The sequence below is a fragment of the SAR324 cluster bacterium genome (assembly GCA_029245725.1).
GTDB lineage: Bacteria > SAR324 > SAR324 > SAR324 > NAC60-12 > JCVI-SCAAA005.
Map to the genome: position 1 here is coordinate 1 of JAQWOT010000232.1, position 25,572 is coordinate 25,572.

Genomic DNA, 25,572 nt, shown 5'->3' on the forward strand with positions numbered 1-25,572 from the left:
GTTTTTCAACTAGGTTGAGCCATGACGTATCTATTCCACACGCTTATTCACCAGACATATCCGAGCCCATCTGCGTGGTCGCAATCGCTCCTTTTGGGCTTCATTGGGAATCAGAAGAAGCAATTGTCTGTCTGGTTTTTCTGGTGATCAGTCCAAAAGATGATCCCGAAATCCACTTAAATATACTTGCTGAAATTGCTAGAATTGCATCAGATAATTCGATTGTACACGAACTGCTTCGGAGTGAGACGTCCCAAAGTTTCATGGAAAAGTTGCAGAAAGCCCGAACACTTCTCTCAGACTGAGATCAAACAATGACAGACTCTCCTCCGAAAACTTTTAGCAGAACAGATGGCCGCCAAACCTGGGAACCACGACCAATCATTATCCACCCTGGTTTCATTGAAAATGCCCATGGTTCCGTTCTAATTGAAACTGGCAAAACCCGAGTTATCTGCACAGCTTCGGTTGAAGAGGGGGTTCCTCCTTTTCTCCAGCGGAAGGATCAACTACCAAAGCATGGTTGGCTAACCGCAGAGTATGGGATGCTGCCTGGTTCAACAGGTCGACGAAAAAAAAGAGACTCTGGAGGAAAAATTGATGGGCGGACTCAGGAAATTCAACGTCTGATCGGCCGATCCTTACGTTCGGTAGTCGACCTTGAAGCTCTTGGAAACCATACATTGTGGGTAGATTGTGATGTGATTCAGGCCGATGGAGGAACTCGAACAACGGCGATCACAGGTGGGTTCGTAGCTTTGGCAATTGCCCTGGACAGGATGATAACCGAAAAAAGAATCGACTCATGTCCGATTCAACATCAACTCGCTGCAGTTAGTGTTGGCTTAAAGGAAGGTACCGCTCTAGTTGATCTGAAATATGATGAAGATAGTCAGGCTGATGTTGACTTGAATGTGGTTCAGACTTCAGAGGGTGAGCTAGTTGAGGTTCAAGGAACAGCTGAGCAAAAGCGTTTCCGCAGGGAGCAACTTGATGAGTTGTTGAAGCTTGCAGAGGAGGGCTTGAAATCTCATTTTCAAGTTCAGAGAAAGATTTTGGATGACCTCAAAAACACAAAATTCTGAATCCACCTTGATAGAGAAGACACATTCACTCAATCGAATGCGCAGTCCCTTGACTCGCGTCTATCAATAGCTTTCTTTTTGGTTGGGTGCCTTGGGTGTTTACTACCAAACTGCCCTCGCCATGCAAGTTATGTCGGGCACTGTCTAGAAAGGCCCGTACAACAATCTGTCCATCAAAGGCTTTATCTGAAACACGAGGAGGTCGAATTCGAGCTGGTACCCTTACAAAACCAGAACTATCCAAAGTGGTCCTGCTGGGAAGCCGCAAATTGTAGAAATCACTTTCAAGGTAGACTTTCCCTGCGGATCTTACGACTTTGCTACTTTTCAGATCAGCCAGTTGTAGAGTTAGCGTCATCTTTTGAGTAGTGAATTTGCTTAAATCCACAATTTCTGGTGTCAAGTTCATGAAGAGCTGAGTTTTCATGTCCTCAAGTTTGGTAGAAAGTTCATCGAGGTATTTGACTTCACTGAGTCTTTGACCGGGAAGCAACTCCATAGAAGAAACACCATTGTTTACGAGTAGTTTGCCTTCTGTCATTGAGATAGTAGTACCGGACCCGGGCTTCTCTTCCATTCTGAATACAGTGCCGTCAACCTTAATTTTTGCCTGGGGTGTCTGAATCGAAGCGATCTGTTGCCCTGGCAAGAAATTCGCTCGAAGACTCCCCGTATGAAGCTGGATTTCTATCTCGAAAGCACGATTTACTATGTTTGCTTCTAACGCCTTTTGAATACTGAGCCTAGTCTCTTCAAAAAGGCGAATTTTTGATCCGTTGCGAAAAAGAATCGTGACTCTCCCATCTTTGCCTGTCTCTAGGATATCTCCTTCCCCCAAAAAACTTCCGGATCGTGCAACCAACTTCCTGCCTGTTTGCTGGAGGGTCATTTGGACCAAACCATCCAACTCATGAATGGATGCCACGGGCACGCCTACTTGGGCTTTTAGAGGACTATTGAAAATAAAAATCAGGAGTCCAATAAACAGAGAAAAGCGATATTTAGTTAAACTTGGATTGTTCATAGATCAATGAATTGAATGGAGTTTTATCTTGCTGTTGAGGATGCAAGGTAAACACCTTCTCGATCAGAGAAGATCCCGTAGACGATACCAAGTTGTTCCCAGAAGCAGTGCGGGCATTCTAAACAACGGCCCACCAGGAAATGGCAGATGCGGTATTTGTGACATTACATCAAATCTCTCGGCAGTTCCGCTGATGACTTCGGCCATTAATTTTCCAGCTAATCCTGTTAGTGCTACTCCATGGCCCGAAAATCCATGGGCTAAAAACACATTTGGAGCCAACCTGCCAAAATTTGGCATTCGATTCATTGTGATTCCTACCAGCCCCCCCCAACCATATTCCAATTCAACATCAACTAAGGAAGGGAAGACTTTCAGCATTCTCTTTCTAAGATAGCTCCTGACGTTCACAGGAGGGATCATCGAATAGCTAACTCCCCCACCAAATAATAATCGCTGATCTGCAGACAGTCTGAAGTAGTCGAGAACAAAATTAATATCAGCAACCGCACTATTCTCTGGTAGCAGTTGCCTTGCTCTAGTTGATCCGAGTGGTTCAGTTGCTATCATATAGGTGCCAACTGGCATCAACCGCTGACTTAGTTTCTTACCCAATGATCCAAGGTAAGCATTCCCAGCCAAAACCAAGTAATTGGCTCTTACAGAAGCGTTTGGTAACGAGAGCGAAACTTCATCTTTTCCAGACCAATTTTGTACAGGTGATTCCTCGAAAAGATCGACTCCTATTTCCTGGGCGGCCTTCGCCAAACCCAGAGTGTATTTCAGTGGATGAAGGTGGCCACTTTGCTGGTCTTTCACTCCCGCAAGATATCTTGGTGAAGCAACCTGGTCCATCAAAGAATTGCCTTCCAACCACTCCAAATCGTAGTTGTAATGGTGCTTCAATTCATCTCTAAACTCGGCAAGTCCGGGGACTTGCCGAGTTTTGACAGCCGTGTGAACATGCCCCCACTGCCAATCGCAATCAATCTGGTGTTTTTCCACCAATTGATGGGTCAACCGAATCGCTTCCAGTGACAAATCCCAGAGCTTTTTTGCTTCAGACTCTCCAACCAATTTTCGCACTTTGGGCATCTCTGTACCGAAACCAAAGATGAATTGACCACCATTTCTACCGGATGCTCCGTGACCAATCTTCTGTGCTTCAAGTACGCAAACTTGAAAACCTCTCTCGGCAAGATGGATCGCAGAGGAAAGGCCCGTCACTCCTCCTCCGACAACACAGACATCATACCTGTACTCACCTTCCAATTTAGTAGTTGGAATCTCAGAACAGGCGCTAGCTTGGTAGTAATTTTCTTCCGTCATATTTCTGAGGAGAATCAGGTCAAGGGTGGCAGTTTTTCATGGAGCAAACTCAAAAGATTTTGAAAATCTTTTGGTTCTGCCACAGAAAATTCCATTATTTCTTGGGAGATTGGATGTTCAAAGCTCAACTCTGCAGCATGAAGTGCTTGCCGAGGAAAGGACTGCAAGGCCAAAATAACGCCATCAGGCATATGCTTTGTCTTTCCTAATTGCCCATAAACGGGATCACCAACTAGAGGATATCCTTGCGAACTGAAATGCACCCGTATTTGATGGGTTCGACCAGTCTCCAATTCACAAGAGATGTGGGTCAGACCATCCCATTTGGCTAACTGCATCCAATAAGTTGTAGCAGCCCGACCATTTTCTACGATCGCCATCATTTTTCGATCTCGGGGGTGCCTCCCGACTGGAGCTTCAATCGTCCCTTGAAGAGTAACAAGATTGCCCCAAACCAGTGCGCTGTAAAGACGGTGGATTGAATGTTTTCTGAATTGACGAGCTAGCCTCTGGTGGGCTTGATCATGTTTGGCAACTACCAGAATACCTGAGGTGTCCTTATCCAACCTGTGAACAATTCCAGGCCGCTGGACTCCCCCTATTCCGGATAGGTCTTTACAGTGATGTAAAAGTCTTTGAACCAGCGTACCCGTATAATTGCCAGGAGCTGGATGAACAACCAGGCCAGCTGGTTTGTTTAGAACGATCAGGTGCTCATCCTCAAAGAGAATCTCCAGAGGGGCATCTTCGGGCTCAAGTTCGGATGCCACAGGAGAGGGAAGCCAAACTTGCACTCTTTGGCCTTCACGTAGTTTACGTGAACGTGAAGATATCGGTAGATTATCTAGATGAACTCGATTTTGAGTCAATAGCCTCTGAGCTTCAGCCCTTGAGGTCAGTTCTGGCCACTCGGCGAGCCAGCGATCTAGTCGAGTTCCTTGAAATTCTGCAGGAACTTCCTTCTCCAGAAAGTTTCCGAAATCTTCTTTCCCTAGGTCATCTGCAGTAACCAAATCACGATTCCCCAACCGATTCCCAGAATTAGCGCAATGATTGAGCTTTTCCACCTTCGTGGAATTTTCTTTATACATGAAAACATCACAAAATTATTCACCAAGGGGCCCAAATATTTGGCTTTCTGTTAATACTCCATCAAGTCGTCTGTCGTGCGGCTCTTCAGGAATATGCTCCAAAAGTTGCCAATCGAATCCCACTCCAAGAGTTTTCGCCTCATTGAATTGATTCAGAAACCGGTCGTAATATCCTCTACCCTGGCCTAGCCTGGCCCCCTTCCGACTAAAGGCTAATCCAGGCACTAGCACCAGATCGATTTCTGAAAGGTCAGCTACATGGGCAGCACTATCCTGAATTTCTGGGATTCCCCAAGAGTTCTTCTTCAATAATTTGATATCCTCCAACCAGTGATGTGTGAGATGGGAAGGTCCAGCAACTTTCGGTACTTGCACCCGTCGCTTTGTTTTCAGAGCTTCTTGGACCAAGAAAAAAGTATTTGGTTCGGCATTCTGAGGCAAAAAGGTGTGAATCACTTTGGCTTCTTGCCACAACCTAGAATTCAACAAATGCCTAAAAATTCCTCTTGATGTAGCATCAATGGTGTTTAGATCCATCGCTTTGCGGCACTGGCGCATCCGTTTTCTTAGCTCATCTTTCTTGATCAACTCTTAAGTCATCCAAAGCATATTGTAGAATTAATCTGGTGCTGGGCACAATCCATTGGGTTCCAGATTTACCTTTGCGAATCTCTAAGGAACTCACCGCAGGGAGATCAAAGTCCAGACAAGTTGCGATTCGTTGCCCATCATGCCAAAATTCCTTTTCATCCATTGCATTTTGCCCTACTGGAAACAAACGAGTCAGAGGGCTCCAAAAAGCAGAGGCATCCCCAGCCTTTTCCTCCTTGCGCTTGACGATTATTAGCTGAATTTTCTTTACAAATTCATCAGCTTGGTACCATCGATCAAACTCCGCAAAAGTATCACTGCCGATAACCCAAAACCAGTTTTCTGGAATGTATTGCTCACACAGTTGTTGCCACGTTTCATATGAATAACTTAGTCCTGAGCGATTAACTTCAATGTTTAATAAGTGTAGTCGGGGATTTTTTGGCAGGGCAATCTCCAACAGTTGCCATCTGGTTTCTACTGGAATCATATCTTCTCTTGATTTAAACGGAGACTGAGCGACAGGAATTACTAAAATCTCTGGTTCACCCCCAATTTTAAGCAAATTTTTGATCAGCTCGATGTGTCCTTGATGTACTGGATTGAAACTCCCACCAAAAACGAGAATACTTCGTAGCGGTAGTTTTATGTAACAATCTGAATTATTGTCGGAGATTTCCATGAAGCAGGCACTCAAACTGGGTAGTTGGTTCAGTCTTTGGTTCTTTTTTTCTGGTCAACAAAACTTTGAGGTCTCAGATCTTGCTCCAAAAACACAACAAGTTGAGGTACCGCTTGAGTGGATTATTGGTGCAGGAGTATTCATTTTCTTGCTGATCATCATTCTGATCATTCAAATTCAGCTGAAGCGCAAATCCGAGGTGAAAATGCGCCAAAAGTATAACTTTGATCATGCTGAACGGCAGCTGAATTCGATGATCGGGTCCGGCCCTAATGCCTTTGAACTTCGGAAGCTGATAGAGACTGTGCTAGGAACTAAAGACCCAATCGAAATTATGAATTTTAGTAGATCCTTAGCTGCCTTTGATAAGCGCTCTGAAGAGTATCTTGAATTGGAGCACAACTCTGCTGAGGCCCAAAAAGCATTAACCCAAACACGGAAGTTATTGAATCTGAGCCTGAACAACTCTAACATCCCGTTCACAAGTTCAAAATTGCTTCCGATCGGTCAGGCTCTCCAATGTCAGGTGCAACTCGGTGAAAGGAAGCTCAAATTCGACTCCATCGTGCTTGCCCAAAGCGAATCAAAGCTACTGATCAAAACTCCTCAAGTGGGTGAGCGCCCAGTCGAGATCAAGGACGTGGCTGAAATAAGTTGCCAAATTGAACGCCACAAAGACGGAATTTATGAGTTTAGACTTCCGTTCCTAGCCCAAAAGCAAGGCAAACAAAATGTGTTGGTAATGCACCACTCCTCTGACATCAAGCTTATCAGCAAGGCAAACATTGACAAGGATACCCTGGAAGAAGAATGGTACATGGAGTAACATGATTGTTGAGCCTAAATTTGCACTCGAAGTGCATTCATTCAAACCGTTTCTAACTGATTTACATAATGAATCTACTAAACTTTACTGAATAAGAACATGAAACGACTCTCCCACATCTGGGTCCTCAGCCAAAAAAGAATACTTTTACTGATCTCACCATTGTTATGGTTCTGGCTGTGTGGTCAAAAGTCAGCATCCGGAAATTTCCAACTAACAGACTTGCAAGCGAACTATGACACACCTGCGGTCATCCCAACTAGCTTTTATGTCGGGGTTGGCTTTGCGATCTCTGCTGCAGTTGGTGGCTTCTTTGGGCTGCGCTTCTATCGTGCCAAGATGGAGGAACTAGAACAAATTCGGATCAAACGTGAACAGACGGACATGACTCTGCATACTCTCTACGAAAGTCTGAAGATGTCAGAGGATGAAGTAGAGTTGGTCCATCGGCTTGGGAATAAACGTGAGGCAGAAGAGATCCTCTCGATGATGCGCAGCAACAAACTTTTTGAGGAAGCTGTGGATGAACTGATCGAGAAGGGAAGCTTAGATGCAGAATTAATGGCTGCAATTCACGCTATGCGGACCAAGTTGCAATTCAATCTCACCAATAAAGATTGTGAAGTCATCAATACGAAGATGCTACTTCCCAACATGCGGGTGGAATGCTCAGTAACAGCTAAGGGCAGACAATTAGCTTTCATTTCCTTAATCAAAGAAGTTAGTGAACGTGGTGTTCGTATTGACCCTCCCATGATCAAGCGGCGGCCCGCAAATCTTTTGCAGTTTAAGGTCATCAAATGTCGTGTCCGGCGCCAGGGGGACGCTGATTATGAGTTCGCATTGAGAGTTGAAGAACAAAAAACAGAGACTCCGGGAATTGTCTGGTTGGGTCATAGTAGCGACATTCGGAAAATGGCGATACGTGAATCTGAGCGACTCGAACTCAATCAAGACACTCTTTTCAGAAGAGTGGAAGCTAGCGAATACGAACCAGAGATGCGCTCTGCACATGGATCTGCCAATGATTATAAGATCAAAGGCAAGATTATTGACATGAGCGCGGGAGGTATGAAACTATCGATTACACAGAAACTTGAAGATCCCTTGAAAAATGGAGAGATTCTTCTATTTCACCTCTCAGGCGCAAGCTTACTGGAAAATATGGCGGCAACTGTTCTGGCCACAATTCCAAGCGGTAAACAATTAAATGTCCACCTGCAATTTCGCGACAGCAACGCCCTGATGCGGATCAAACTTTTTCAATTCCTACATCGTTACAAGCAACAACAGGTGGCTGCCTAGAAAAGGATGGTGGAAGATCAATACCGAGACCTATTACGAAGGGTTCAACAAAAAGCTGAAAGTTATAGGGAACAGCAACAGCAGGCGGCTGAATTTCAAACTGAATTAGAGGCTGTTAAGGAAGTATATGGTCTGACAGATCAAGAATTGTCAGACATCCTAAAGGAAGTTGAATCTGAGGTTGAAGCAGAAAATAAATCAGCCTCCAAGCAACCACCTCTTCCCGATCGAAATCCACTTGCTCTCAATGTTGCTACACTTTGCCTATTGCTGGTGGGAATGATGCTCCTTTTTGTACAGCCGTTGATTGGTATTGTTTTTCTCGGAGGCGTCTTGGCTCTCCGTTGGATTAATTAAGTTAGATTGTATCCAGCATTACTGGAACTTGCCTAAGTTTGATTTGGAAAATCATCTCCTCGAATAGGAATTTCGAACACCCCTCTATATTGATTGTGATCAGAATTCGAATAAGGATATTTAGCGTCAATCCCTCGAATTGACTAATGTCCTAATAACCTCAGCGGTCTGTTCTGGCTGTTCCAGAGGAAACATGTGTCCTCCAATAAAAGCCGTTTGCTGAAAACCAGGTAGAGTCCTACGAAGTTCCTTGCGTTCGGATTGTTGAAGTACACCTTTATCACTCGCGAATACCAAATGGCCTTTTAGCCCTTTCCAGGACTTTGAAAAGTGTAATGGGATAGTTTGGAAAAGATGATATTCCAACTCTTTGGGAATACGTAGCCTTACACAGTCTGCTTGCTCAATGAAGCCATTTGAAACATAGTCAATCAATACCTGATCTGAAAACTTGTGAAAAAAACTGCGTTTTCGCAATTGATCAAAAGCTTCTTGATGAGAAGAAAAAGCTTCGCGGCGTCTAAGAGCAGTACGAGCTGGTGTAACCCAATCCATTTTCCCGAATTTCTTCAATAACCACAAAGAAGCACGCTTGCTAAATGCAAAGAGGGGTGGATCTAGTAAAATTATGTTTGTAAATGCTTCGGGCCTTTGTTCAGCAGCGTAAAGTAGAATTACGGCTCCCAATGAATGTCCTACACCCACACTTGGTTGATGAGAATTCATTTGCGTAAGGACTTGGTCAGCAATTGATTCCCAATCTTGGGGCAACCCTTTCTCAAACTGCCCTAAAGATTCAACAAAATGGACGTCAAAATCCTCAAAATTTTGAAATAATTGCCGATAAGAACTTCCAGGAAATCCATTAGCGTGTAGGAACTCAAGCTTTCGACGTGGCTGATCTGTCATCTGTAATCAACTGGTAAACGATCTATGAAAATTGGAATTCTTCAGTGCGATCACGTAAGATCTGAACTGCAGCCCAAGTTTGGTAATTATCCAGAGATGTTTGCAACCATGATTCATGCTCAAAATCCTCGGCATGAACTCCTGAACTTTGCGGCATGTAACGCTGAATTACCTGATCAGACTGATCTTTGTGAAGCCTATATATTGACTGGAAGTGCATCAAGCGTCTATGAAGATCTACAATGGATTAGGGATCTTGAAACCTTCGTGCGTAGTTTGCATCAACAAAAGGTTCCAACCGTGGGCATTTGTTTCGGCCATCAGCTACTAGCGCAGGCACTGGGTGGTGAAACTCTGAAAAGTCCAAAAGGTTGGGGCGTTGGGATAGCACACCATCGTGTAGTAGGAAACAAAGATTGGATGATTCCGAAAGTTGAGGAGGTGAAGGTCTTGGTGAGTCATCAGGATCAGGTCACCAAATTACCTCCACAAGCCCAAAGAATTCTCCAAAGCGAATTTTGTCCAAACGCGATGTTTCAGCATGGTGAACATGTCATTGGGTGTCAGGGTCATCCTGAGTTTACACATGAATATTCTCGTGCGCTGATGTTAATGCGCAAAGGGAAGGTACCCGAGACAGTGCTTCAAGCAGGTTTAGATTCACTCACAAAAAATACTGAAGTAGGACCTATACCTCTCTGGATCGAAAATTTCCTTAAATTACACCAAAAACCATAATTTTATCCTGTAGACAAATGAGCTCTTCAACTTCCAGCCCAATACCAAGTCGCATTACAACTTTGCTGGTCTATGGGCGAGCTCCCTTAGCACTTGCAGGCTTGATCTGTGGGATTCTTACCATGATCTTGCGCAATCCATCTCTTTATTTTTTGGGGATGGCTTGTCTTGTTATCGCTATGGTCTTTGATCTTGTCGATGGCTGGTTTGCGGCTCGATTTCAGCCCCATCACAAGCTTGCAGAGTTAGCAGAGCGGTTGATGGACAAGTTAGTCTACTCGCTTATTTTTCCCCTTGTTGCTTTTGGAATGATGTGGCGTTTTCACCATCTGCCCGAATCCAGTCCAAATCAGCACTTGGAACTGTTCCACGCTATGTTTGTGCTGTTGCTCGCCATCATTGTCCTGATGCGAGATCATTTTGCTCACTTTATGTTGGGATTCGCACAGACACACGGAGAAACACCTGGAATGCGTGAACTGAGTCGACTACGTACTATGGCGGCAACACCAGTGGGAGCTTTTCTGTATGGATACGCTTTCTACATTCCAGAAGCAGCAGAAGTCTTACCTAATTGGTTGAATCAAATTGGAGGACTTTCGCTGCAGACAATGATGGTTTTAGAAGTGTTTTTTCTGATCATCAATTTTGGATCAATTGCAAGCTACTGCCGTAAGTATGGTACATTTTGCTTAGATGACCTTTGCCTAGGAGATGTGAAGCTACGCCGGCAAATTCTCGCTACGCTACCAAACTCTCTGACCGTGATGAATGCCCTGATGGGACTTCTGGCCATCTGGTTTGCCCAGCAACAGGAAATGCATCAGGCTTATATCATTCTGGTGGGAGCTGCTTTCTTTGATAAGTTGGACGGAGCTCTAGCCCGAAAACTTGGACTGATTCAACCTCCAGATCCACAAAAGAAAAGAAACATCACCACTGGTGGTATTCTTGATGACATCTCTGATGGTGTTAGCTTTTGCCTCGCCCCTGCAATCATTTTCTATATTTTAATAGATCGGATTGATCATCCTAGTATTCAGATGCTTCCCTATGGTCTGATTGCAATTATTTATGCTGTTGCTGGAATTGCAAGATTGATTGCCTTTACTTTGGACACCACCCCGACTCCTGGCTTTTTTAAAGGCATCCCAACCCCAGGGGCAGCCCTGCTTGTAACGGCTCCGTTCATTATGCTTGAACAAGCCAGATTGAGTGAATCATCCAGTTTATTGATTTGGATATATCTCTGCTCAGGAATGATGGTTCTTTGCTCACTATTGATGAATTTCTACAAGATCCGATACATCCACGCTGGCCGCTATTTCAATCAAAATCCTTGGATGGGGAGAGCAACCGCACTAATTTTAGTTGTGTTTGCGTTCACAGATTTCTTCGGTTACGTTGCCTTGATCTACATGCTTGGTTACGCTATTTCTCCACTTCTTATCGGGAAAAATTCTCAAGAGATCAGCAATCAAGAATCGCATAATCCCGTCCATAATTAACGGTTTTCAGTTTTGAACAGCGAAAATCCAGACCGCCTTGTTGCTCCAGAAATTCAGGATGGTGAGTCACAGGACTTATCCCTACGGCCAACCCGCCTCAGTGAATATATTGGTCAATCGACAGTAAAAGAGAATCTGTGGGTTTTCATTCGTGCTGCTCGTAAGCGAGGTCAGGCACTGGATCACGTACTTCTAAGTGGTCCTCCAGGATTAGGCAAAACTACCTTGGCCAATATTTTTGCGAATGAGCTAGCGGTCCCGTTAAGGTCTTCCTCAGGTCCAGTTGTAGAAAGACAGGGCGATCTAGCAGCAATATTGACCAACTTGGAACCGGGATCTGTTCTATTTCTGGATGAAATTCATCGAATGAATCGAGTTGTCGAGGAAGTGCTTTATTCAGCAATGGAAGATTTTACTTTGGATATCCTCATTGGTGAGGGTCCTGCAGCTAGAACAGTAAAATTAGACTTACCTAGATTCACCCTCGTTGGAGCAACCACACGTGCTGGATTATTAAGTGCACCCCTGAGAGATCGATTTGGCATTCAATGCCGGCTTGAGTACTACACTCCTGAAGAACTGAAGCTGATCGTCATCAGAGCTGCAGCTTTGCTCGAAATTGAAATCGTTGAAGAAGCTGCGATGGAACTGGCCACCAGATCTCGAGGCACTCCAAGGATAGCAAACCGTATGTTACGACGATGTCGGGATTTTGCAGACCTAGAAACAGGAGGGATTATTACCCTACTGCTGGTCCAGAAGAGCTTGGCAAGGATGGGAATTGATGAACTCGGGTTGGACCAAATGGACTGTCACATCCTGCGCACTATCATTGAAAAATATGACGGTGGTCCTGTTGGTTTGAACACACTCTCTGCTGCAGTTTCCGAAGAACAGGACACCCTTGAGGAAGTCTATGAACCCTTTCTACTGATGCAGGGATTTCTTCAAAGAACACCTCGTGGCAGAATGGTAACCCGACAAGCCTATGAGCATCTTGGCATGAACATTCGATCAGAAGATCAACTTCCTCTTTTTTCCAACAGATGAACTGTTCTCTCTCTCAGTAATCCACCCTCTGAATATCTGCTCCGAGTCTACGTAAGCGTTCATCAATTCTCTCGTAGCCCCGATCAATTTGATGAACATTTTGGATGATACTCTCACCTTTGGCACAAAGTGCGGCAATCAAAAGCGCCATTCCAGCTCGAATATCTGGAGACGAGACAGGCATTCCTTGTAGTTTAGAGGGCCCTGAAACAACAGCACGATGAGGATCACAGAGAAGGATTTGAGCTCCCATGGAGATCAACTTGTCTACCCAGAAGAGTCTGCTTTCAAACATCTTTTCGAAAATCAGAACCGTTCCTTTACATTGCGTAGCCACGACAGTCATGATGCTTGTAAGGTCTGCGGGAAATCCTGGCCATGGGGCGTCATCAATCTTGGGAATGCCGGGGAATTCCTGATTGATTCTCAAAGACTGTTCTGCTGGAACCATTAAGTCATCACCTTCTATATTTGTAGACACCCCCAGTCTTTCAAACATCATCCTGATCATTTTCAACTGATCAACTCCCGCATTCCTGATCTTTAGCTCACTTCCTGTAACAGCAGCTAGACCGATGAATGAACCTACCTCCGTGTGGTCAGGCTGGATAGTATATTCAGCACCATGCAAGCGAACACATCCATCTATGGTCAATAAATTACTACCAATTCCTGTGATGTGTGCGCCCATCTTCAACAGGCAGCTGCATAAACCCTGAACGTGGGGTTCGCATGCAGCATTGTAAATTTTTGTTCTACCCCAAGCCATCACAGCAGCCATGATTGCGTTCTCTGTAGCCATTACACTGGCTTCATCTAAGTAAATTGAAGTTCCACAGAGTCGATCTGTTTGCATCACATACTCACCCTCTGAATCCAGCTCAATCTTTGCACCCAATTGTCGTAGAGCAAGAAGATGAGTTTGAACTGGGCGCATTCCAATCCGGTCACCACCAGGTGCAGGAAGGCGGATGCAACCATAGCGGGCGAGCATCGGCCCAGCTAACAGGAATGATCCCCGGATTTCACGGGCTGCATCCGTATCAGGATCACAATGAGTTAGTTGACGAGACTCAAAACGCAACGAATGAGGACCAATTTCTTCAATGATGACTCCTAAACTCTCAAGCAGGTCCATCATTGATCGAATATCGGCAATGTCTGGTACATTGTGCAGAATGACAGGTTCCTCTGTCAGTAAAACTGCTGCCAAGACAGGGAGAGCCTCGTTTTTATTTCCAGAAGGCGTTATCTCTCCTTGCAGTGGGTTCCCCCCCTGCACAATAAATTTCTCGTTAGATTTCATTTCGAATTCGTCATATCCCATGCTTCATCCCTGAAGAATTTAAACTCCTGTTGAAAACTGATTCAAACCTTCACTGCAAAGGAGACACCGGAGTCTTCTTTATTCAACAGGATTTTTTTCAGATGTTGATTGGATGATTGCTTTATTGAGACTAGAAATTGATAAGAATGATCAAGAATTAAGCACTACAAGTAATTTTTTTTGAATTGTATTTGTTTAAAAAGTTTCCAAGTCTGACCAGAAAAATCTGGAGTCCCTTTGACTTAGATGATAAAAATATTATTGTTTTCCAAAATTCTTACAATGGATGTCACCAGCCAGGAAGGTAATGCCGCCACTCCACCGCAGTAAAATTCTCCACGAAGAGTCGAAGCACCTTACTAATTGGTTGGAATTTACAGAGATCGACTACCATGATGAAGCTGGTCAGCTTCGCAGTTGGGAGGCAGTTCATCGAAGATCTCGTAACGAAGCTGCGATTATCATTGCGCAGCTTTGGCCAAGTGGGAAATACATCCTAGTTCGTCAATTTCGCCCCCCAACCGGAGGGTATGTTCTAGAGTTTCCAGCAGGTTTAGTCGATTCTGGTGAGACTCCTGCAGCCGCCGCCCTTCGGGAATTGAGTGAAGAGACCGGTTATCAGGGTGTTGTTAGGAGAGTTACAGAACCAATGTACTCCTCTCCAGGCATGCTTGGCGAGGCTTGTCGTTTCGTTTTCGTTGATGTTGATGGAAACTTACCCACTAACAAATCTCCCCAACCACACTCAGAGCCGGGTGAATTTTTAGATGTCTATGTGGTGGATCCTTCTGAAATTTCAAATCTAATGAAAAAGGAGGAGATGAGGACCTCACACGTTGACATCAAACTTTTTGCTTTTTTCAAAGATTTGTTTCCTTCAGAAGAATGATTGAACCAAACTTAATCCAAACCAAATATTCTGAAGTTCTCAACCCAAGTAATTTATGGGAGACCAGGCCCTTTGCAGAGCCTGTTGCCCTGTCAGAACTGGGATTCCTCTTGACCTCAGAACAACTGGGATCGGATCGGTGGAATCATTTGAACAATCTGTTGAACCGCCTCTCACAAGTTTGTCAAACAAGTGATGAACTTCAGGCTGGGTTGCTGCTACACCTCTATCCCTCCTACACAGATTTGCCTGATCGAATGACTCAGCAACTCTGTCATCCAAATGCTTACGAAATATTTTTAAGACTCCGCCAGATTGATGGTTTATCTTTCAAGATGGAGACAGAAAAACATCTGATTCGAGCCAGAGACCTCATTTATGCGATGTGTGGTAATTTCTCGTTGATGATGGCTTTGTTACTGATTCGCCTGCACCGAATCCAGCAATTTGAGGACGTGCCAGAATCTCATCTTGATATGGTTGCAAAACAGTCTCTCCACGTTTATGCGCCCCTGGCTAATCGACTAGGAATTTTCTGGATTAAAGCAGAATTAGAGGACCACGCTTTTCAGATACTGGAGCCTGATCAGTACTATCAATTGAAGAAGCTTGTTGCAAAAAAAAGAAATGAAAGATCGGCACTGGTAGAGTCCATGTCTCACCAAATTCGCCAGACCCTACGCAAAGTAGGCCTCAATCACCAAGTTTATGGGCGTTACAAACGCTTCTATTCGATACATGAAAAACTACAAAAAGTTGATCAACAATTTGAGCGAATCCAGGATTTGATTGCTCTTCGAATCTTGTTAGACGATGTTGCTGATTGTTATGCTGCGCTGAGCTATATTCACGAGCAATGGTCTCACAACGAAGATCGCTTCAAAGACTACATCACACAACCGAAGCCCAATGGCTATCAATCCCTTCACACCACCGTAACTACTTCGGGAGGAGATGATGTGGAGATCCAGATCCGCACGCATGAAATGCATGCTGTTGCAGAATTAGGGATAGCTGCGCACTGGCTGTATAAAGAAACTCACCGTCGTTCTGCGGTCAAAGCTGATCTAAATAAGTCATTTAAGAAGTTTGATCAGACTCTTCAATGCGTCTATCCGATTACTCCTCAAGGAGATATTCTTGAGCTTCCCAAAAGTGCTTCACCTGTTGATTTTGCTTACTACATCCACACAGATATTGGGAACCAGATCTCGGGAGTAAAAATCAACAACACCATCAGTAAAATTGATACCCAACTGGAAAATGGGGACTGTGTTGAGATTCTTACTTCTCCTCGCCAAAATCCAACTAAGGAATGGTTGAATTTTGTAAAAACTCACAAAGCTCGCAACAAAATCAGGCAATTTGTTAACCTTCAGAAACGTGAAGAATTCCGTCGTGATGCGTGGAGTAATTTAGAAAAAGATTTTCGGCAAGCAGGGTTAAATTTGAATCGGATGGTTCGGGAAAACCGATTAGAAAATGAATGTCAGCAGCGTAAATCTCAATCCTTTGAGCACGTTCTAAATTGTATCGGGCAAGGTTCTCTGCGCTCACAGGAAATACTGCAGTGGTTTGTGGACGCACCTAATGACCTTGCCACTGTACCAATAATTCGACCCAAGAACGAAAAAATGCTTTCAGGCATCCAGAAACATTTTATTCCTGGGAAATTTCATGTTGGTGTTGAGGGACTAGAGGAAGCAGTTACTAGTCTAGCAGGTTGCTGTAAGCCAGTTCCAGGCGATGAAATTATTGGATATATTTCGAAAAATCGAATGATCAAGATACACAGAAAAAACTGTGAATCAGCTAGTCATCTTGGAAATGATCAACTGCTTGCCGTCAACTGGATTGAATTTGCTTGATTAGGTTATCAGTTCGTTCCCCACTCATAACTTTCGAATTCAAGCTACTAATCAATTTTTTCTGTTCGACTACCTCAGACAAAACATACTGGGCTTTTTCACTGGACTGTTATGTGGGTCCACACATAATTTTGCAGATTTACTGAGTACATTTGCAGTGAGAGACTAGTATGAAATTAGTGGTTATTGGAGCTGGTAACATGGGGGGTGCGATTGCAACTGCACTCATCCAGGCAGAACTAGTGCTCCCTAAAAATCTACTATTGATCGAACCCGATGAAGAAAAGCGTGAAAATCTTGGAAATCAACTCTCCTGCGCTACATCCAATCATTTTGATGATCTATCTGAAAACTTTGATTTAATCCTTTTGGCTATCAAGCCTCAAATCTCAGGGGATGTTCTCAGGAACCTTCGTGATCATCTTCACCCTTATCAACTCCTTCTTTCAATTCTCGCTGGGACCTCCATAGATTCGCTTCAACGTCTAAGCGGTCACACCAAGGTGGTCAGAATCATGCCAAACACGCCTGCACAGCTGGCTCAGGGGATGTCAGTCTTTCATGCTGCTAGAGAAGTCAATTCGACTGAGAAAGAGCTTGTCAAGCAGCTACTAGATTCTTGTGGTAAGTGTTTCGAAGTACAGAGTGAGACCATGATTGATGCTGCTACTGCAATCTCAGGCAGTGGCCCCGCCTACCTATTTTATCTCGGGGAGCAAATGGTCATAAAAGCTATGGAATTGGGATTTTCAGAAGCAGAAGCCAGTCAACTCGTCCAACAAGCGATTTTTGGCTCTGCGCAACTATGGATACATAGTGGCGAATCTCCAGGAACGCTCCGTCAACGAGTAACATCCTCTGGTGGAACCACAGCTGCTGCAATTGAAAAGTTCAATGACTTGGACATAGGCTCAGGAATTCAACAGGGAATCCATCAGGCGTTTTTGCGAGCTGTTGAACTATCACAACCGTGACTATCAACCTAGATATTTCTTAGTGTAAAAGTAATGACTTGTGTAATTATCGTTGGTTCCCAGTGGGGAGATGAGGGTAAAGGAAAGATCGTAGATCTTCTGACGGAGTATGCTGATGGGGTCATCCGTTACCAAGGAGGAAACAATGCGGGACACACAGTGATGTTCGAAGACAAGACCTTTGTCCTGCACCTGATTCCATCAGGGATTCTGAGAGAAAAACTCTCAATTTTGGGGAATGGTGTTGTAATAGATCCAGCGGCACTACTTGAGGAGATTAAACAGCTTCAAGAAATGAAAATTTCTGTCCGGGACAACCTTCGAATTAGCAATAATGCACACCTGGTCATGCCTTACCACCTGCTGTTTGACCAACTTAGAGAATCACGCAAGGGTAAGCAGAAAATAGGTACAACAGGACGGGGAATTGGTCCTACCTACGAAGACAAAGTGGCGCGATCAGGTATACGCTTAGGAGATTTGCGAAATTCAGATCATCTGAAAGATCGACTTTCGAAAATTATTGAAGAGAAAAACTCTCAACTTCGGCACTACTTTGGAGCCGAACAAAAATGCCTGAATTTGGGACATGTACTAGATGAGCTACAAAATCATTTTCAAGAACTAGAGCCTTATCTTTGCGACACTGCTCAGTTGGTTAATGATCAATTGGACGCAGGCAAGAATCTGATTTTTGAAGGCGCTCAAGGGACTTTTCTGGATGTAGATCATGGCACCTACCCCTACGTCACCTCATCAAATACTCTGGCGGGAGGAGTGTGTACAGGAGCTGGAATTGGCCCGACCAAGGTTAGTCATGTTTTGGGGATTACTAAAGCCTACACAACGCGTGTGGGAGGTGGTCCTTTTCCGACAGAATTAGATAATGAAACAGGAGAATTTCTGAGAAGTGAGGGAGGGGAGTTCGGAGCCACAACTGGAAGGCCAAGGCGATGTGGTTGGTTTGATGCAGTTTTGGTTCGTCAGGCTGTGCGCCTAAATGGCATCAGCAGCTTGGCACTCACCAAATTAGATGTTCTTGATAAATTTGAAGAAATCAGGATTGCAGTAGCCTATCAACTTGCGGACGGTACAACTACCAAAAATTTTCCTACCCAGCAGCTGGATCAAGTCACACCAATCTATGAAACCATGCCAGGATGGAACCGCTCTTCCCAAGGTATTCAGCAAGTGGATGAATTACCGAAAGAACTAACTGCATATATTAAACGCCTGGAAGATTTGGTTTCAGCGCCGGTATCAATTATTTCAACTGGTCCTCGTCGCGAAGAAACCATCTTGCTACCATCTGCTCCACTCATGAATCCCTGAATTATAGTTCACCAGCAACGCGAATGAAAATTACCTACCGACATTTTCAAAACGAGGGAATTATTGCACTGGATACACAAATGATGCGTCCGCTCATGGTTTCCAGTCATTTGATCCTACAAAATGGTAAAGCCGCTTTCGTTGATGTAGGTGCTTCCCCTTCGATCCCTAACCTACTAAAAGGACTCTCTGAGCATAGCCTAAGCAAAGCAGATATAGAGTACGTCATAGTCACACATGTTCATTTAGACCATGCGGGAGGGGTGGGTATATTGATGAACCAACTACCCAACGCAAAGTTAGTTGTTCATCCACGGGGATCAAGACACATGATTGATCCATCCAAACTGATTGCTGGCGCTACGGCTGTTTATGGACCAGAAGAAATGTCCAAAACTTATGGGGAAATACTCCCAGTTTCCGAAGATAGGGTGATTGTTGCAAAAGATGGATTCCAGCTAGATTTTGATGGGCGAATTTTGGAATTCTGGGACACGCCAGGTCATGCCCGCCACCATTTCTGCATTATTGATCATTTGACTCGCTCAATCTTTACAGGTGACAGTTTTGGATTGAGCTATCGAGAATTTGACCACAATGACCAAGTTTTCATTTTACCAACTACTTCTCCGGTACAGTTCGATCCTGATGAAATGAAAGCAACGATCCGGCGTATCGCTAATTTTCAGCCACAAGCAGTTTATTTGACTCACTTTAGCAGACTGAATTACAGGGAAAGCCTAGCTGAAGACCTATTGAGCATGGTTAATGCTCATGTAGAGATCGGCCAGAGAGCAGCAAAACTTGAAAAAACAGCAAAACTTGAGCAAATCAAAAGAGACCTTTGGGAACTGCTCTGGAAAGAAGCGCAAAAACGCAGCTGTCCGCTGGACGAACACCAAACACATCAACTTCTCGCTCTTGATTGGGAACTGAATGCCCAAGGACTTGTCAGTTGGCTTGAACGAATCGCCTGAAAATTAGACCCTTACTCTCCACCACCCCTTCTACTCTGCCTAATTTTTGATCATAAGCTTTTTGCTTGTGCTTACTTTCTTCACATCTTCTATGTTGATATAAACAATTTTATTAATAATATCATAAACTTAATTTATAATTTTTCTCTTGGCATTTCCTCTGCTGCTAATTTTTTATGCTCAGATAATTGAGCATTACTAGTATATTTGTTTGAAGACGCTTATTTCTTGAAAGGGGAGCGGTTATGGAGTTTCAAGCAGAGATGAAATATGTCCTGGATACGATTTGGCTGCTAATCAGTGGAGCTTTTGTGATGTGGATGGCAGCTGGGTTCGCAATGCTGGAGGCAGGCCTCGTCCGTAGCAAAAATACGACAGCAATATTGACAAAGAATATTACGTTGTATTCGGTCGCTTGTATCACATTTTACCTGGTTGGATACAACTTGATGTACGGCGAAGGTAACACTCTGATGGGTTCTGGCTTTGCCTTGTCGGGAACTTCATCAGAGAGTCACAGTTTACTCTCCGATTTCTTCTTCCAAGTGGTTTTTGTAGCAACGGCAGCTTCAATTGTGTCAGGAACACTTGCAGAACGGATTCGCTTTTGGCCGTTTCTAGCTTTCACACTAGTTCTGACCGCATTCATATACCCGATTCAGGGTCACTGGAGCTGGGGTGGAACAGCCTTGGGTGGCCTGATGGATGGTTTCAGCGACTTTGCGGGATCAACCATCGTTCATTCCGTTGGGGGTTGGGCAGCTTTGGCAGGTGCAATTCTGCTTGGTGCCCGTAAAGGCAAATATGGTCCTGATGGTAAAGTGAATGCTATCCCAGGATCAAATCTTCCACTGGCTACGCTAGGCACCTTCATACTTTGGTTGGGTTGGTTTGGATTCAATGGTGGGTCTCAATTAGCGCTGGGCTCTAAGGGCAACGCTGACGCCATATCAGCTGTTTTTGCTTACACAAACATTGCCGCATGTGCCGGAGCGGTGGTGGCTATGATTCTGACGCAATTGCTTTATAAAAAGGTAGATCTAACAATGGTTTTGAATGGGGCACTGTCAGGATTGGTAGCGATTACTGCCGGGCCTGATTATCCATCAATGGGCCTTGCAATGTTGATTGGAGGTATCGGTGGGGCATTGGTCGTGTACGCTGTACCAATGTTTGACAAGCTCAAAATTGATGACCCAGTTGGGGCACTATCAGTTCACTTGGTGAATGGAATATGGGGAACTCTAGCTGTCGGGATCTTCAAGCCGGACGCATCGTTGGGGGCTCAGATTATGGGAATTCTCTGCGTGGGGGCTTTTGTTTTCGGAACCAGCTTTGTCGTCTGGTTCGCTCTGAAATTGATTATGGGCTTAAGAGTATCTGAAGAAGAAGAGTTTTCTGGGATGGACATTCCAGAATTCGGTCTTGCTGCCTACCCAGAATTTGTTCAGTCGACTGGATACGATTATGGCAGTAGCAGCGGTGAAAAGGGAACAAGAGCTGTTCCATCTGGAAAACTCGCCACTCAATCGTAAAACACATCCTCAAGGCGTCCTTTCTATTCAGGGCGCCTGACTTTTTGGCACTCCTGCAATCAACCTCATCAGTACTTTTCCTGGGAAAAATCCAAAAATCAGATATCAATTTGCCACTTGTTCTGCAGCCTACGTTGGATTCGAAGAGGAAGAGCGTGTAATCGTATGAAGCCATCAGCATCTTGTGGGTTGTAAGAACCCTGATCCTTCTCCATCGTCGCAATATCTTCATCATAAAGACTGAATGGAGACTTACGACCAGTAACCATGCAGTTCCCCTTGTACAGTTCCAAACGGGCTGTCCCTGAGACTCTTTCCTGACTCTGTTTTCCAAGCGAGAGCAAAAGCTCCATCTCTGGACAGAACCAAAATCCGTTGTAGGCTAGCTGTGCAAAACGAGGCATCAGAGAGTCTTTTAAATTGATTACATTTCTGTCCAAGGTAAGTGACTCAACCGCACGATGAGCGGCATGAAGAATGGTGCCCCCCGGAGTTTCATAAACACCACGAGATTTCATCCCCACAAATCGAGATTCGACCATGTCAACCCGACCGATGCCATTTTCACCACCAATTTGATTCAATCGAGTGAGTAACGCAGCCAGCGATAATCGCTCCCCATCAACTGATACCGGAATCCCTTGCTCAAATTCAATTAGGATTTCTCTACTTTGATCGGGTGCATCCTGAGGAGATTTGGACAACTCAAACATTTCTGCTAACGGAGCCTGCCACGGATCTTCTAACATTCCAGATTCAAAACTGATATGCATCAAGTTCTCGTCAGAACTCCAAGGCTGTTGAACTGTAGCTTTGACAGGGATCCCGTTTTGTTGTGCATAAGCCAAGAGTTCTGTACGCCCAGGATATTTCTTAAAAAATTCAGGAATTTTCCATGGTGCAACAACTTGAATATCTGGTTGCAAGGAGTAGTAGGACAGTTCGAAACGTACCTGATCATTCCCTTTTCCAGTTGCTCCATGTCCAACTGCAGAAGCTCCATATTGTTGGGCGACCTCAATTTGTTTCTTTGCAATCAATGGCCTGGCTAGTGAGGTCCCTAATAAGTAGGTACCTTCGTAGATCGCATTCCACTGAATCGCAGGGACCACAAAGTCCCTGACGAATTCTTCTTGAACGTTCTCAAGCAGTACTTCCACTGCACCAGCTTTGTGACCCTTAGTACGAATCGCTTCCAAATCTTCAACTTGCTGTCCCAGATCGAGACATAGTGCGATAACATCGTATTTCTCTGATGTGAGCCAATGAACCAAGACGGAAGTGTCTAATCCACCTGAATAGGCGAGTACCAGCTTTTCTCTTTTCATAAATTTTTTCTGAAAGTATTGGTAAGTAGGGTCCTCGCAGACCCTCTTTAATTTGTAGAACTAGGACGCTTTTGAAACGACTTCCTGGACCAATTCTGCTTCATAATATTCCTTAGGGAGCTGTGGATCCAAGCGCAGTACTTTGAGGGCAACAGGGCCTTTCTTACCATAGCCCACCTCAAACTCTACTCTTTCGTTCTCATTAAGAAATCGGAAACCGTCCTGTTGAATTTCTGATTGGTGTACAAACAGGTCATCGCCACTGTCTTGGGCAATAAAACCGAAACCTTTTTTTGGATCGAACCATTTAACTGTGCCCTGCCTCCGCACTTCCGGTAGAGGATTTCTTTTTAGCGATTCACGATATGCTTCAGCTTCATGATCAGCCGAAACTCGATAGGCCTGAATACCAACGATTATTCCCATACCAGCAACCGCTGACATCCCGAGTAATAATACTGGGTGTATTGAGGGATCTAAAATTTCTTGGAACCATAGATATCCAAGAAGTCCAAGGATGCCGAACGTCAAAATCCCAATGACGCTCAAAAGAATTTTACTTTGCATGGATTTTTCTCTTCCAAATAACTTTTTCGTTCAATTTTGATTAACTTCAGATTTCTTGTTCTGCCAACCAGCGTTCGGCGTCAATTGCAGCCATACATCCCGTACCAGCTGCTGTCACCGCTTGGCGATAAACAAAATCTTGCGCATCTCCACTGGCAAAGACACCTTCAACAGAGGTAAAGGTGCTGCCTGCTTCAACGTTGATGTAGCCATTTTCATTCAGTTCTAGTTGTCCTTGAAAGATTCCTGTGTTTGGTTGATGGCCAATGGCAACGAACATTCCAGTAAATTTTTGTTCTTTAATTGAGTCTAGTTGTAGGTTGCACAAACGCAATCCGGTCATTCCACTATCATCTCCCAAGACTTCATCAACTGCTGTATGCCAGAGAAACGTAATTTTTTCATTTTTGAGCGCACGGGCCTGCATAATTTTACTTGCTCTTAATTCTCCACGCCTGTGAATGACCGTCACAGTCTGGCAAAGGTTAGAAAGAAAAAGTGCTTCTTCCAAAGCTGTATCACCCCCACCCACTACAGCAACATCCTGATTACGGAAGAAAAAACCATCGCAAGTGGCACAAGCCGATACTCCACGATTCATAAATCTTTGTTCTGAATCTAATCCTAGCCATTTGGCGGATGCACCAGTTGCAATGATCAGTGCATCACAACTCAAATCTGCGGAATCTCCCATCTGCAGTTGAAATGGTCTTTTACTAAGATCACAGGATACTACTTCTCCCTCAACGAATTGAGTTTCAAAGCGCTCTGCCTGCTTCTTAAACAATTCCATAACTTCAGGCCCCTGAATTCCTTCAGGAAACCCGGGATAATTTTCTACCTCCGTCGTGATAGTGAGTTGACCACCAGGTTGGATGCCATGAACCAACACGGGTTTGAGATTGGCCCTGGCAGCATAAATTGCTGCAGTCAGACCAGCTGGGCCTGAGCCCAAAATAATTAATCGGTGATGGATTGGTATGCTCATATTTTATTTCGTTTTCGTGATGCTACCCCCTCGAATGCAGCCCGCGATCAAGGGGTATGTAGAAAATTAAGTGATTATTTTCAGAGAGAAAGCAATGTATGTTCAAGATAAATCCAGAATTTGAAGGTCGAAAAATTCTTAAAGCAACCCATACCCGAATCTTGAAAAATCCCACTCTATGAATTCCTAATCAAAAATCTAAATCTCTCCAAAACTGAAACGCCTAATATTCTAACTTCAAATATTCTTGGTGGAATGGAGGTAATTTTTTCAAATAAATTTAATCTCTCAAGTTTGCTGGCACTCGTGATTCTTAAAACTAATTGAACCAATTCTTAGTTACGTTGAGAGATCAGCACAAGGCTCTATGAAGAATTCGTCTGAATCTACGCAAAGCCAAACCGCTACTAGAGAAACCTCATATATAAAAAAAGCTTAATTCTGGATCTCCAACGTCTGAATCTGAAGATCGATTATGCAATATTGCTCAAGAGCAGTTTAGAACCATATTACGTTTGTCGAAGCTGCTGCACTTTTGAATGTAGTTCCATAAGGCATGGTAATTTCCTTACTTATGTGCCAGTAATTCCAATTGAATTCTAATATTCATTTAGAAGCCTAATTGTTAAATAGGTTTGATGATTGCAAAGTTTAGATCCACTAAAAAAGTTGCCCACTAGAGGCGGCACTAAGTTGGATTGAACCATAGCCAAGGATGGTAATATGTGGTCATATTTCTGGAAGCTTCTCTTCGGAGGTCCCCGAGAGAATGCTACATCGACATCACCAACCACTCAAAGCACTGTATCACAGTCAAGTACTGAGCCAAAAACGATAAAGCTTGAGAGGAATGATCAAGAATCTGGTGTTCGTGAAGACACTTCTTCACGCATCGAAAATACTCAAACATTTCCTATCATAGAGAATTCATCAGAGGGAAAGTCCGAAGTACACGAAAGTTCTTCTGTTCCCGCCGAAGGAGCAACCTCAGTAAAAATTGAAACCAAATCAACGGCTAGAGTTGAACGCAAGGATAATAAAACCCCTCAAGTAGTGGATGAAAAGCCTGACTGGCAAGCTCACTTTCAGGAGATCGAACTTGCAAGGAAAGATGGATATTTGGAAAAAGCCGAGAAAATGTTTGAAAAAGCAATTTCAAACAAAGCACCTATCGATCTTTACAGTGAGGGTCTGTTCAAAATTTGGCGTGTTCAGAATAAAGATGATTTGAAGTCTGGGAAATTTGAGGTAGTGCAAAACAGAGTTTTGAAGATGCTTGATATTTACACCCC

24 protein-coding genes and 1 pseudogene are annotated in these 25,572 nt (G+C 44.1%); 15 read left to right on the forward strand and 10 right to left on the reverse strand.

Annotation, left to right across the window (positions count from 1 at the left end; all coding sequences use genetic code 11):
* Both P8O70_12915 and rph read left to right on the forward strand, forming a co-directional pair.
* Positions 1-305: PTS sugar transporter subunit IIA (locus tag P8O70_12915; GenBank protein MDG2197760.1), on the forward strand; the 305-nt coding region annotated here is incomplete at its 5' end.
* A gap of 9 nt (positions 306-314) precedes the next feature.
* Positions 315-1,085 carry a ribonuclease PH gene (rph, locus tag P8O70_12920; GenBank protein MDG2197761.1) on the forward strand — a complete coding sequence of 257 codons (771 nt, stop codon included), beginning with the start codon at positions 315-317 and terminating at the stop codon, positions 1,083-1,085.
* Between the two features lie 25 nt (positions 1,086-1,110).
* Here rph and P8O70_12925 read toward each other — a convergent pair whose 3' ends face one another.
* The 5 genes from P8O70_12925 to nadD all read right to left on the reverse strand — a co-directional run bounded on the left by P8O70_12925 (position 1,111) and on the right by nadD (position 5,802).
* Positions 1,111-2,010, reverse strand: coding sequence for a FecR family protein (locus P8O70_12925; GenBank protein MDG2197762.1), 900 nt, complete (start codon positions 2,008-2,010; stop codon positions 1,111-1,113).
* 162 nt (positions 2,011-2,172) lie between these two features.
* A complete protein-coding gene (locus P8O70_12930; GenBank protein ID MDG2197763.1) occupies positions 2,173-3,438 on the reverse strand; it encodes an FAD-binding oxidoreductase in 1,266 nt (421 codons plus the stop codon).
* 14 nt (positions 3,439-3,452) lie between these two features.
* Positions 3,453-4,529, reverse strand: coding sequence for an RluA family pseudouridine synthase (locus P8O70_12935; GenBank protein ID MDG2197764.1), 1,077 nt, complete (start codon positions 4,527-4,529; stop codon positions 3,453-3,455).
* A 15-nt stretch (positions 4,530-4,544) separates the two neighbouring features.
* Positions 4,545-5,087 carry a 5-formyltetrahydrofolate cyclo-ligase gene (locus P8O70_12940; GenBank protein MDG2197765.1) on the reverse strand — a complete coding sequence of 181 codons (543 nt, stop codon included), beginning with the start codon at positions 5,085-5,087 and terminating at the stop codon, positions 4,545-4,547.
* 13 nt (positions 5,088-5,100) lie between these two features.
* Positions 5,101-5,802, reverse strand: coding sequence for a nicotinate (nicotinamide) nucleotide adenylyltransferase (nadD, locus tag P8O70_12945; protein MDG2197766.1), 702 nt, complete (start codon positions 5,800-5,802; stop codon positions 5,101-5,103).
* Here nadD and P8O70_12950 point away from each other — a divergent pair.
* The 3 genes from P8O70_12950 to P8O70_12960 all read left to right on the forward strand — a co-directional run bounded on the left by P8O70_12950 (position 5,801) and on the right by P8O70_12960 (position 8,290).
* On the forward strand, positions 5,801-6,628 hold the full coding sequence (locus P8O70_12950; GenBank protein ID MDG2197767.1) for a hypothetical protein: 828 nt from the start codon (positions 5,801-5,803) through the stop codon (positions 6,626-6,628). The genes nadD and P8O70_12950 overlap by 2 nt on opposite strands.
* 99 nt (positions 6,629-6,727) lie before the next feature.
* Complete coding sequence (locus tag P8O70_12955) at positions 6,728-7,933, forward strand: PilZ domain-containing protein (protein ID MDG2197768.1); 1,206 nt, start codon at positions 6,728-6,730, stop codon at positions 7,931-7,933.
* Between the two features lie 6 nt (positions 7,934-7,939).
* Positions 7,940-8,290 carry a hypothetical protein gene (locus P8O70_12960; GenBank protein MDG2197769.1) on the forward strand — a complete coding sequence of 117 codons (351 nt, stop codon included), beginning with the start codon at positions 7,940-7,942 and terminating at the stop codon, positions 8,288-8,290.
* 126 nt (positions 8,291-8,416) lie between these two features.
* On the opposite strand, the gene P8O70_12965 is transcribed toward P8O70_12960, so the two are convergent.
* Complete coding sequence (locus P8O70_12965; GenBank protein MDG2197770.1) at positions 8,417-9,199, reverse strand: alpha/beta hydrolase; 783 nt, start codon at positions 9,197-9,199, stop codon at positions 8,417-8,419.
* A 24-nt stretch (positions 9,200-9,223) separates the two neighbouring features.
* Between P8O70_12965 and P8O70_12970 the strand changes: the two genes are divergently transcribed.
* The 3 genes from P8O70_12970 to ruvB are packed head-to-tail and all read left to right on the forward strand — an operon-like array spanning position 9,224 to position 12,495.
* Positions 9,224-9,937 (forward strand): gamma-glutamyl-gamma-aminobutyrate hydrolase family protein, encoded by a 714-nt coding sequence (locus tag P8O70_12970; GenBank protein ID MDG2197771.1) that lies wholly within the window; start codon positions 9,224-9,226, stop codon positions 9,935-9,937.
* Positions 9,938-9,954: 17 nt separating this feature from the next.
* Positions 9,955-11,445 carry a CDP-alcohol phosphatidyltransferase family protein gene (locus tag P8O70_12975; GenBank protein MDG2197772.1) on the forward strand — a complete coding sequence of 497 codons (1,491 nt, stop codon included), beginning with the start codon at positions 9,955-9,957 and terminating at the stop codon, positions 11,443-11,445.
* A 12-nt stretch (positions 11,446-11,457) separates the two neighbouring features.
* The gene (gene ruvB, locus P8O70_12980) at positions 11,458-12,495 is read left to right on the forward strand and encodes a Holliday junction branch migration DNA helicase RuvB (GenBank protein ID MDG2197773.1); all 1,038 of its coding nucleotides are present in this window, start codon (positions 11,458-11,460) and stop codon (positions 12,493-12,495) included.
* 13 nt (positions 12,496-12,508) lie between these two features.
* On the opposite strand, the gene murA is transcribed toward ruvB, so the two are convergent.
* On the reverse strand, positions 12,509-13,822 hold the full coding sequence (murA, locus tag P8O70_12985; GenBank protein ID MDG2197774.1) for a UDP-N-acetylglucosamine 1-carboxyvinyltransferase: 1,314 nt from the start codon (positions 13,820-13,822) through the stop codon (positions 12,509-12,511).
* A 307-nt stretch (positions 13,823-14,129) separates the two neighbouring features.
* Between murA and P8O70_12990 the strand changes: the two genes are divergently transcribed.
* The 6 genes from P8O70_12990 (at position 14,130) to amt (ending at position 21,397) form a co-directional block, all read left to right on the forward strand.
* Complete coding sequence (locus tag P8O70_12990) at positions 14,130-14,711, forward strand: NUDIX hydrolase (protein MDG2197775.1); 582 nt, start codon at positions 14,130-14,132, stop codon at positions 14,709-14,711.
* Positions 14,708-16,579 (forward strand): TGS domain-containing protein, encoded by a 1,872-nt coding sequence (locus tag P8O70_12995; protein MDG2197776.1) that lies wholly within the window; start codon positions 14,708-14,710, stop codon positions 16,577-16,579. The genes P8O70_12990 and P8O70_12995 overlap by 4 nt, the downstream gene beginning before the upstream one ends.
* Positions 16,580-16,749: 170 nt before the next feature.
* A complete protein-coding gene (gene proC / locus P8O70_13000; protein ID MDG2197777.1) occupies positions 16,750-17,553 on the forward strand; it encodes a pyrroline-5-carboxylate reductase in 804 nt (267 codons plus the stop codon).
* A 33-nt stretch (positions 17,554-17,586) separates the two neighbouring features.
* Positions 17,587-18,885 carry an adenylosuccinate synthase gene (locus tag P8O70_13005; protein ID MDG2197778.1) on the forward strand — a complete coding sequence of 433 codons (1,299 nt, stop codon included), beginning with the start codon at positions 17,587-17,589 and terminating at the stop codon, positions 18,883-18,885.
* A gap of 23 nt (positions 18,886-18,908) precedes the next feature.
* Positions 18,909-19,862 (forward strand): MBL fold metallo-hydrolase, encoded by a 954-nt coding sequence (locus P8O70_13010; protein ID MDG2197779.1) that lies wholly within the window; start codon positions 18,909-18,911, stop codon positions 19,860-19,862.
* A gap of 245 nt (positions 19,863-20,107) precedes the next feature.
* Positions 20,108-21,397: an ammonium transporter gene (gene amt, locus P8O70_13015; protein ID MDG2197780.1), complete on the forward strand. Its 1,290-nt coding sequence runs from the start codon at positions 20,108-20,110 to the stop codon at positions 21,395-21,397.
* 98 nt (positions 21,398-21,495) lie between these two features.
* Here amt and P8O70_13020 read toward each other — a convergent pair whose 3' ends face one another.
* The 3 genes and pseudogenes from P8O70_13020 to trxB form a co-directional block, all read right to left on the reverse strand.
* Positions 21,496-22,725: an argininosuccinate synthase gene (locus P8O70_13020; GenBank protein MDG2197781.1), complete on the reverse strand. Its 1,230-nt coding sequence runs from the start codon at positions 22,723-22,725 to the stop codon at positions 21,496-21,498.
* 147 nt (positions 22,726-22,872) lie between these two features.
* Positions 22,873-23,055, reverse strand: a pseudogene (locus tag P8O70_13025) (cold shock domain-containing protein).
* Between the two features lie 283 nt (positions 23,056-23,338).
* Positions 23,339-24,280, reverse strand: a complete 942-nt coding sequence (gene trxB / locus P8O70_13030) for a thioredoxin-disulfide reductase (GenBank protein ID MDG2197782.1) — start codon at positions 24,278-24,280, stop codon at positions 23,339-23,341.
* 723 nt (positions 24,281-25,003) lie between these two features.
* On the opposite strand from trxB, the gene P8O70_13035 reads away from it, so the two are divergent.
* Positions 25,004-25,572, forward strand: a 569-nt coding sequence (locus tag P8O70_13035; protein MDG2197783.1) for a hypothetical protein, incomplete at its 3' end; no start/stop codon positions are given.

Excerpts from the sequence above, each read along its gene's own strand:
- nadD (MDG2197766.1), bottom strand. The coding sequence starts at position 5,802 with ATGGAAATCTCCGACAATAATTCAGATTGTTACATAAAACTACCGCTA.
- murA (MDG2197774.1), bottom strand. The coding sequence starts at position 13,822 with ATGGGATATGACGAATTCGAAATGAAATCTAACGAGAAATTTATTGTG.
- proC (MDG2197777.1), top strand. The coding sequence starts at position 16,750 with ATGAAATTAGTGGTTATTGGAGCTGGTAACATGGGGGGTGCGATTGCA.
- P8O70_12950 (MDG2197767.1), top strand. The coding sequence starts at position 5,801 with ATGAAGCAGGCACTCAAACTGGGTAGTTGGTTCAGTCTTTGGTTCTTT.
- P8O70_13010 (MDG2197779.1), top strand. The coding sequence starts at position 18,909 with ATGAAAATTACCTACCGACATTTTCAAAACGAGGGAATTATTGCACTG.
- P8O70_12965 (MDG2197770.1), bottom strand. The coding sequence starts at position 9,199 with ATGACAGATCAGCCACGTCGAAAGCTTGAGTTCCTACACGCTAATGGA.
- P8O70_12995 (MDG2197776.1), top strand. The coding sequence starts at position 14,708 with ATGATTGAACCAAACTTAATCCAAACCAAATATTCTGAAGTTCTCAAC.
- rph (MDG2197761.1), top strand. The coding sequence starts at position 315 with ATGACAGACTCTCCTCCGAAAACTTTTAGCAGAACAGATGGCCGCCAA.
- P8O70_12955 (MDG2197768.1), top strand. The coding sequence starts at position 6,728 with ATGAAACGACTCTCCCACATCTGGGTCCTCAGCCAAAAAAGAATACTT.
- P8O70_12990 (MDG2197775.1), top strand. The coding sequence starts at position 14,130 with ATGCCGCCACTCCACCGCAGTAAAATTCTCCACGAAGAGTCGAAGCAC.
- P8O70_12930 (MDG2197763.1), bottom strand. The coding sequence starts at position 3,438 with ATGACGGAAGAAAATTACTACCAAGCTAGCGCCTGTTCTGAGATTCCA.
- P8O70_12940 (MDG2197765.1), bottom strand. The coding sequence starts at position 5,087 with ATGCGCCAGTGCCGCAAAGCGATGGATCTAAACACCATTGATGCTACA.
- P8O70_12970 (MDG2197771.1), top strand. The coding sequence starts at position 9,224 with ATGAAAATTGGAATTCTTCAGTGCGATCACGTAAGATCTGAACTGCAG.
- P8O70_13005 (MDG2197778.1), top strand. The coding sequence starts at position 17,587 with ATGACTTGTGTAATTATCGTTGGTTCCCAGTGGGGAGATGAGGGTAAA.
- P8O70_12935 (MDG2197764.1), bottom strand. The coding sequence starts at position 4,529 with ATGTATAAAGAAAATTCCACGAAGGTGGAAAAGCTCAATCATTGCGCT.
- P8O70_13020 (MDG2197781.1), bottom strand. The coding sequence starts at position 22,725 with ATGAAAAGAGAAAAGCTGGTACTCGCCTATTCAGGTGGATTAGACACT.
- trxB (MDG2197782.1), bottom strand. The coding sequence starts at position 24,280 with ATGAGCATACCAATCCATCACCGATTAATTATTTTGGGCTCAGGCCCA.
- amt (MDG2197780.1), top strand. The coding sequence starts at position 20,108 with ATGGAGTTTCAAGCAGAGATGAAATATGTCCTGGATACGATTTGGCTG.
- P8O70_12960 (MDG2197769.1), top strand. The coding sequence starts at position 7,940 with ATGGTGGAAGATCAATACCGAGACCTATTACGAAGGGTTCAACAAAAA.
- P8O70_12975 (MDG2197772.1), top strand. The coding sequence starts at position 9,955 with ATGAGCTCTTCAACTTCCAGCCCAATACCAAGTCGCATTACAACTTTG.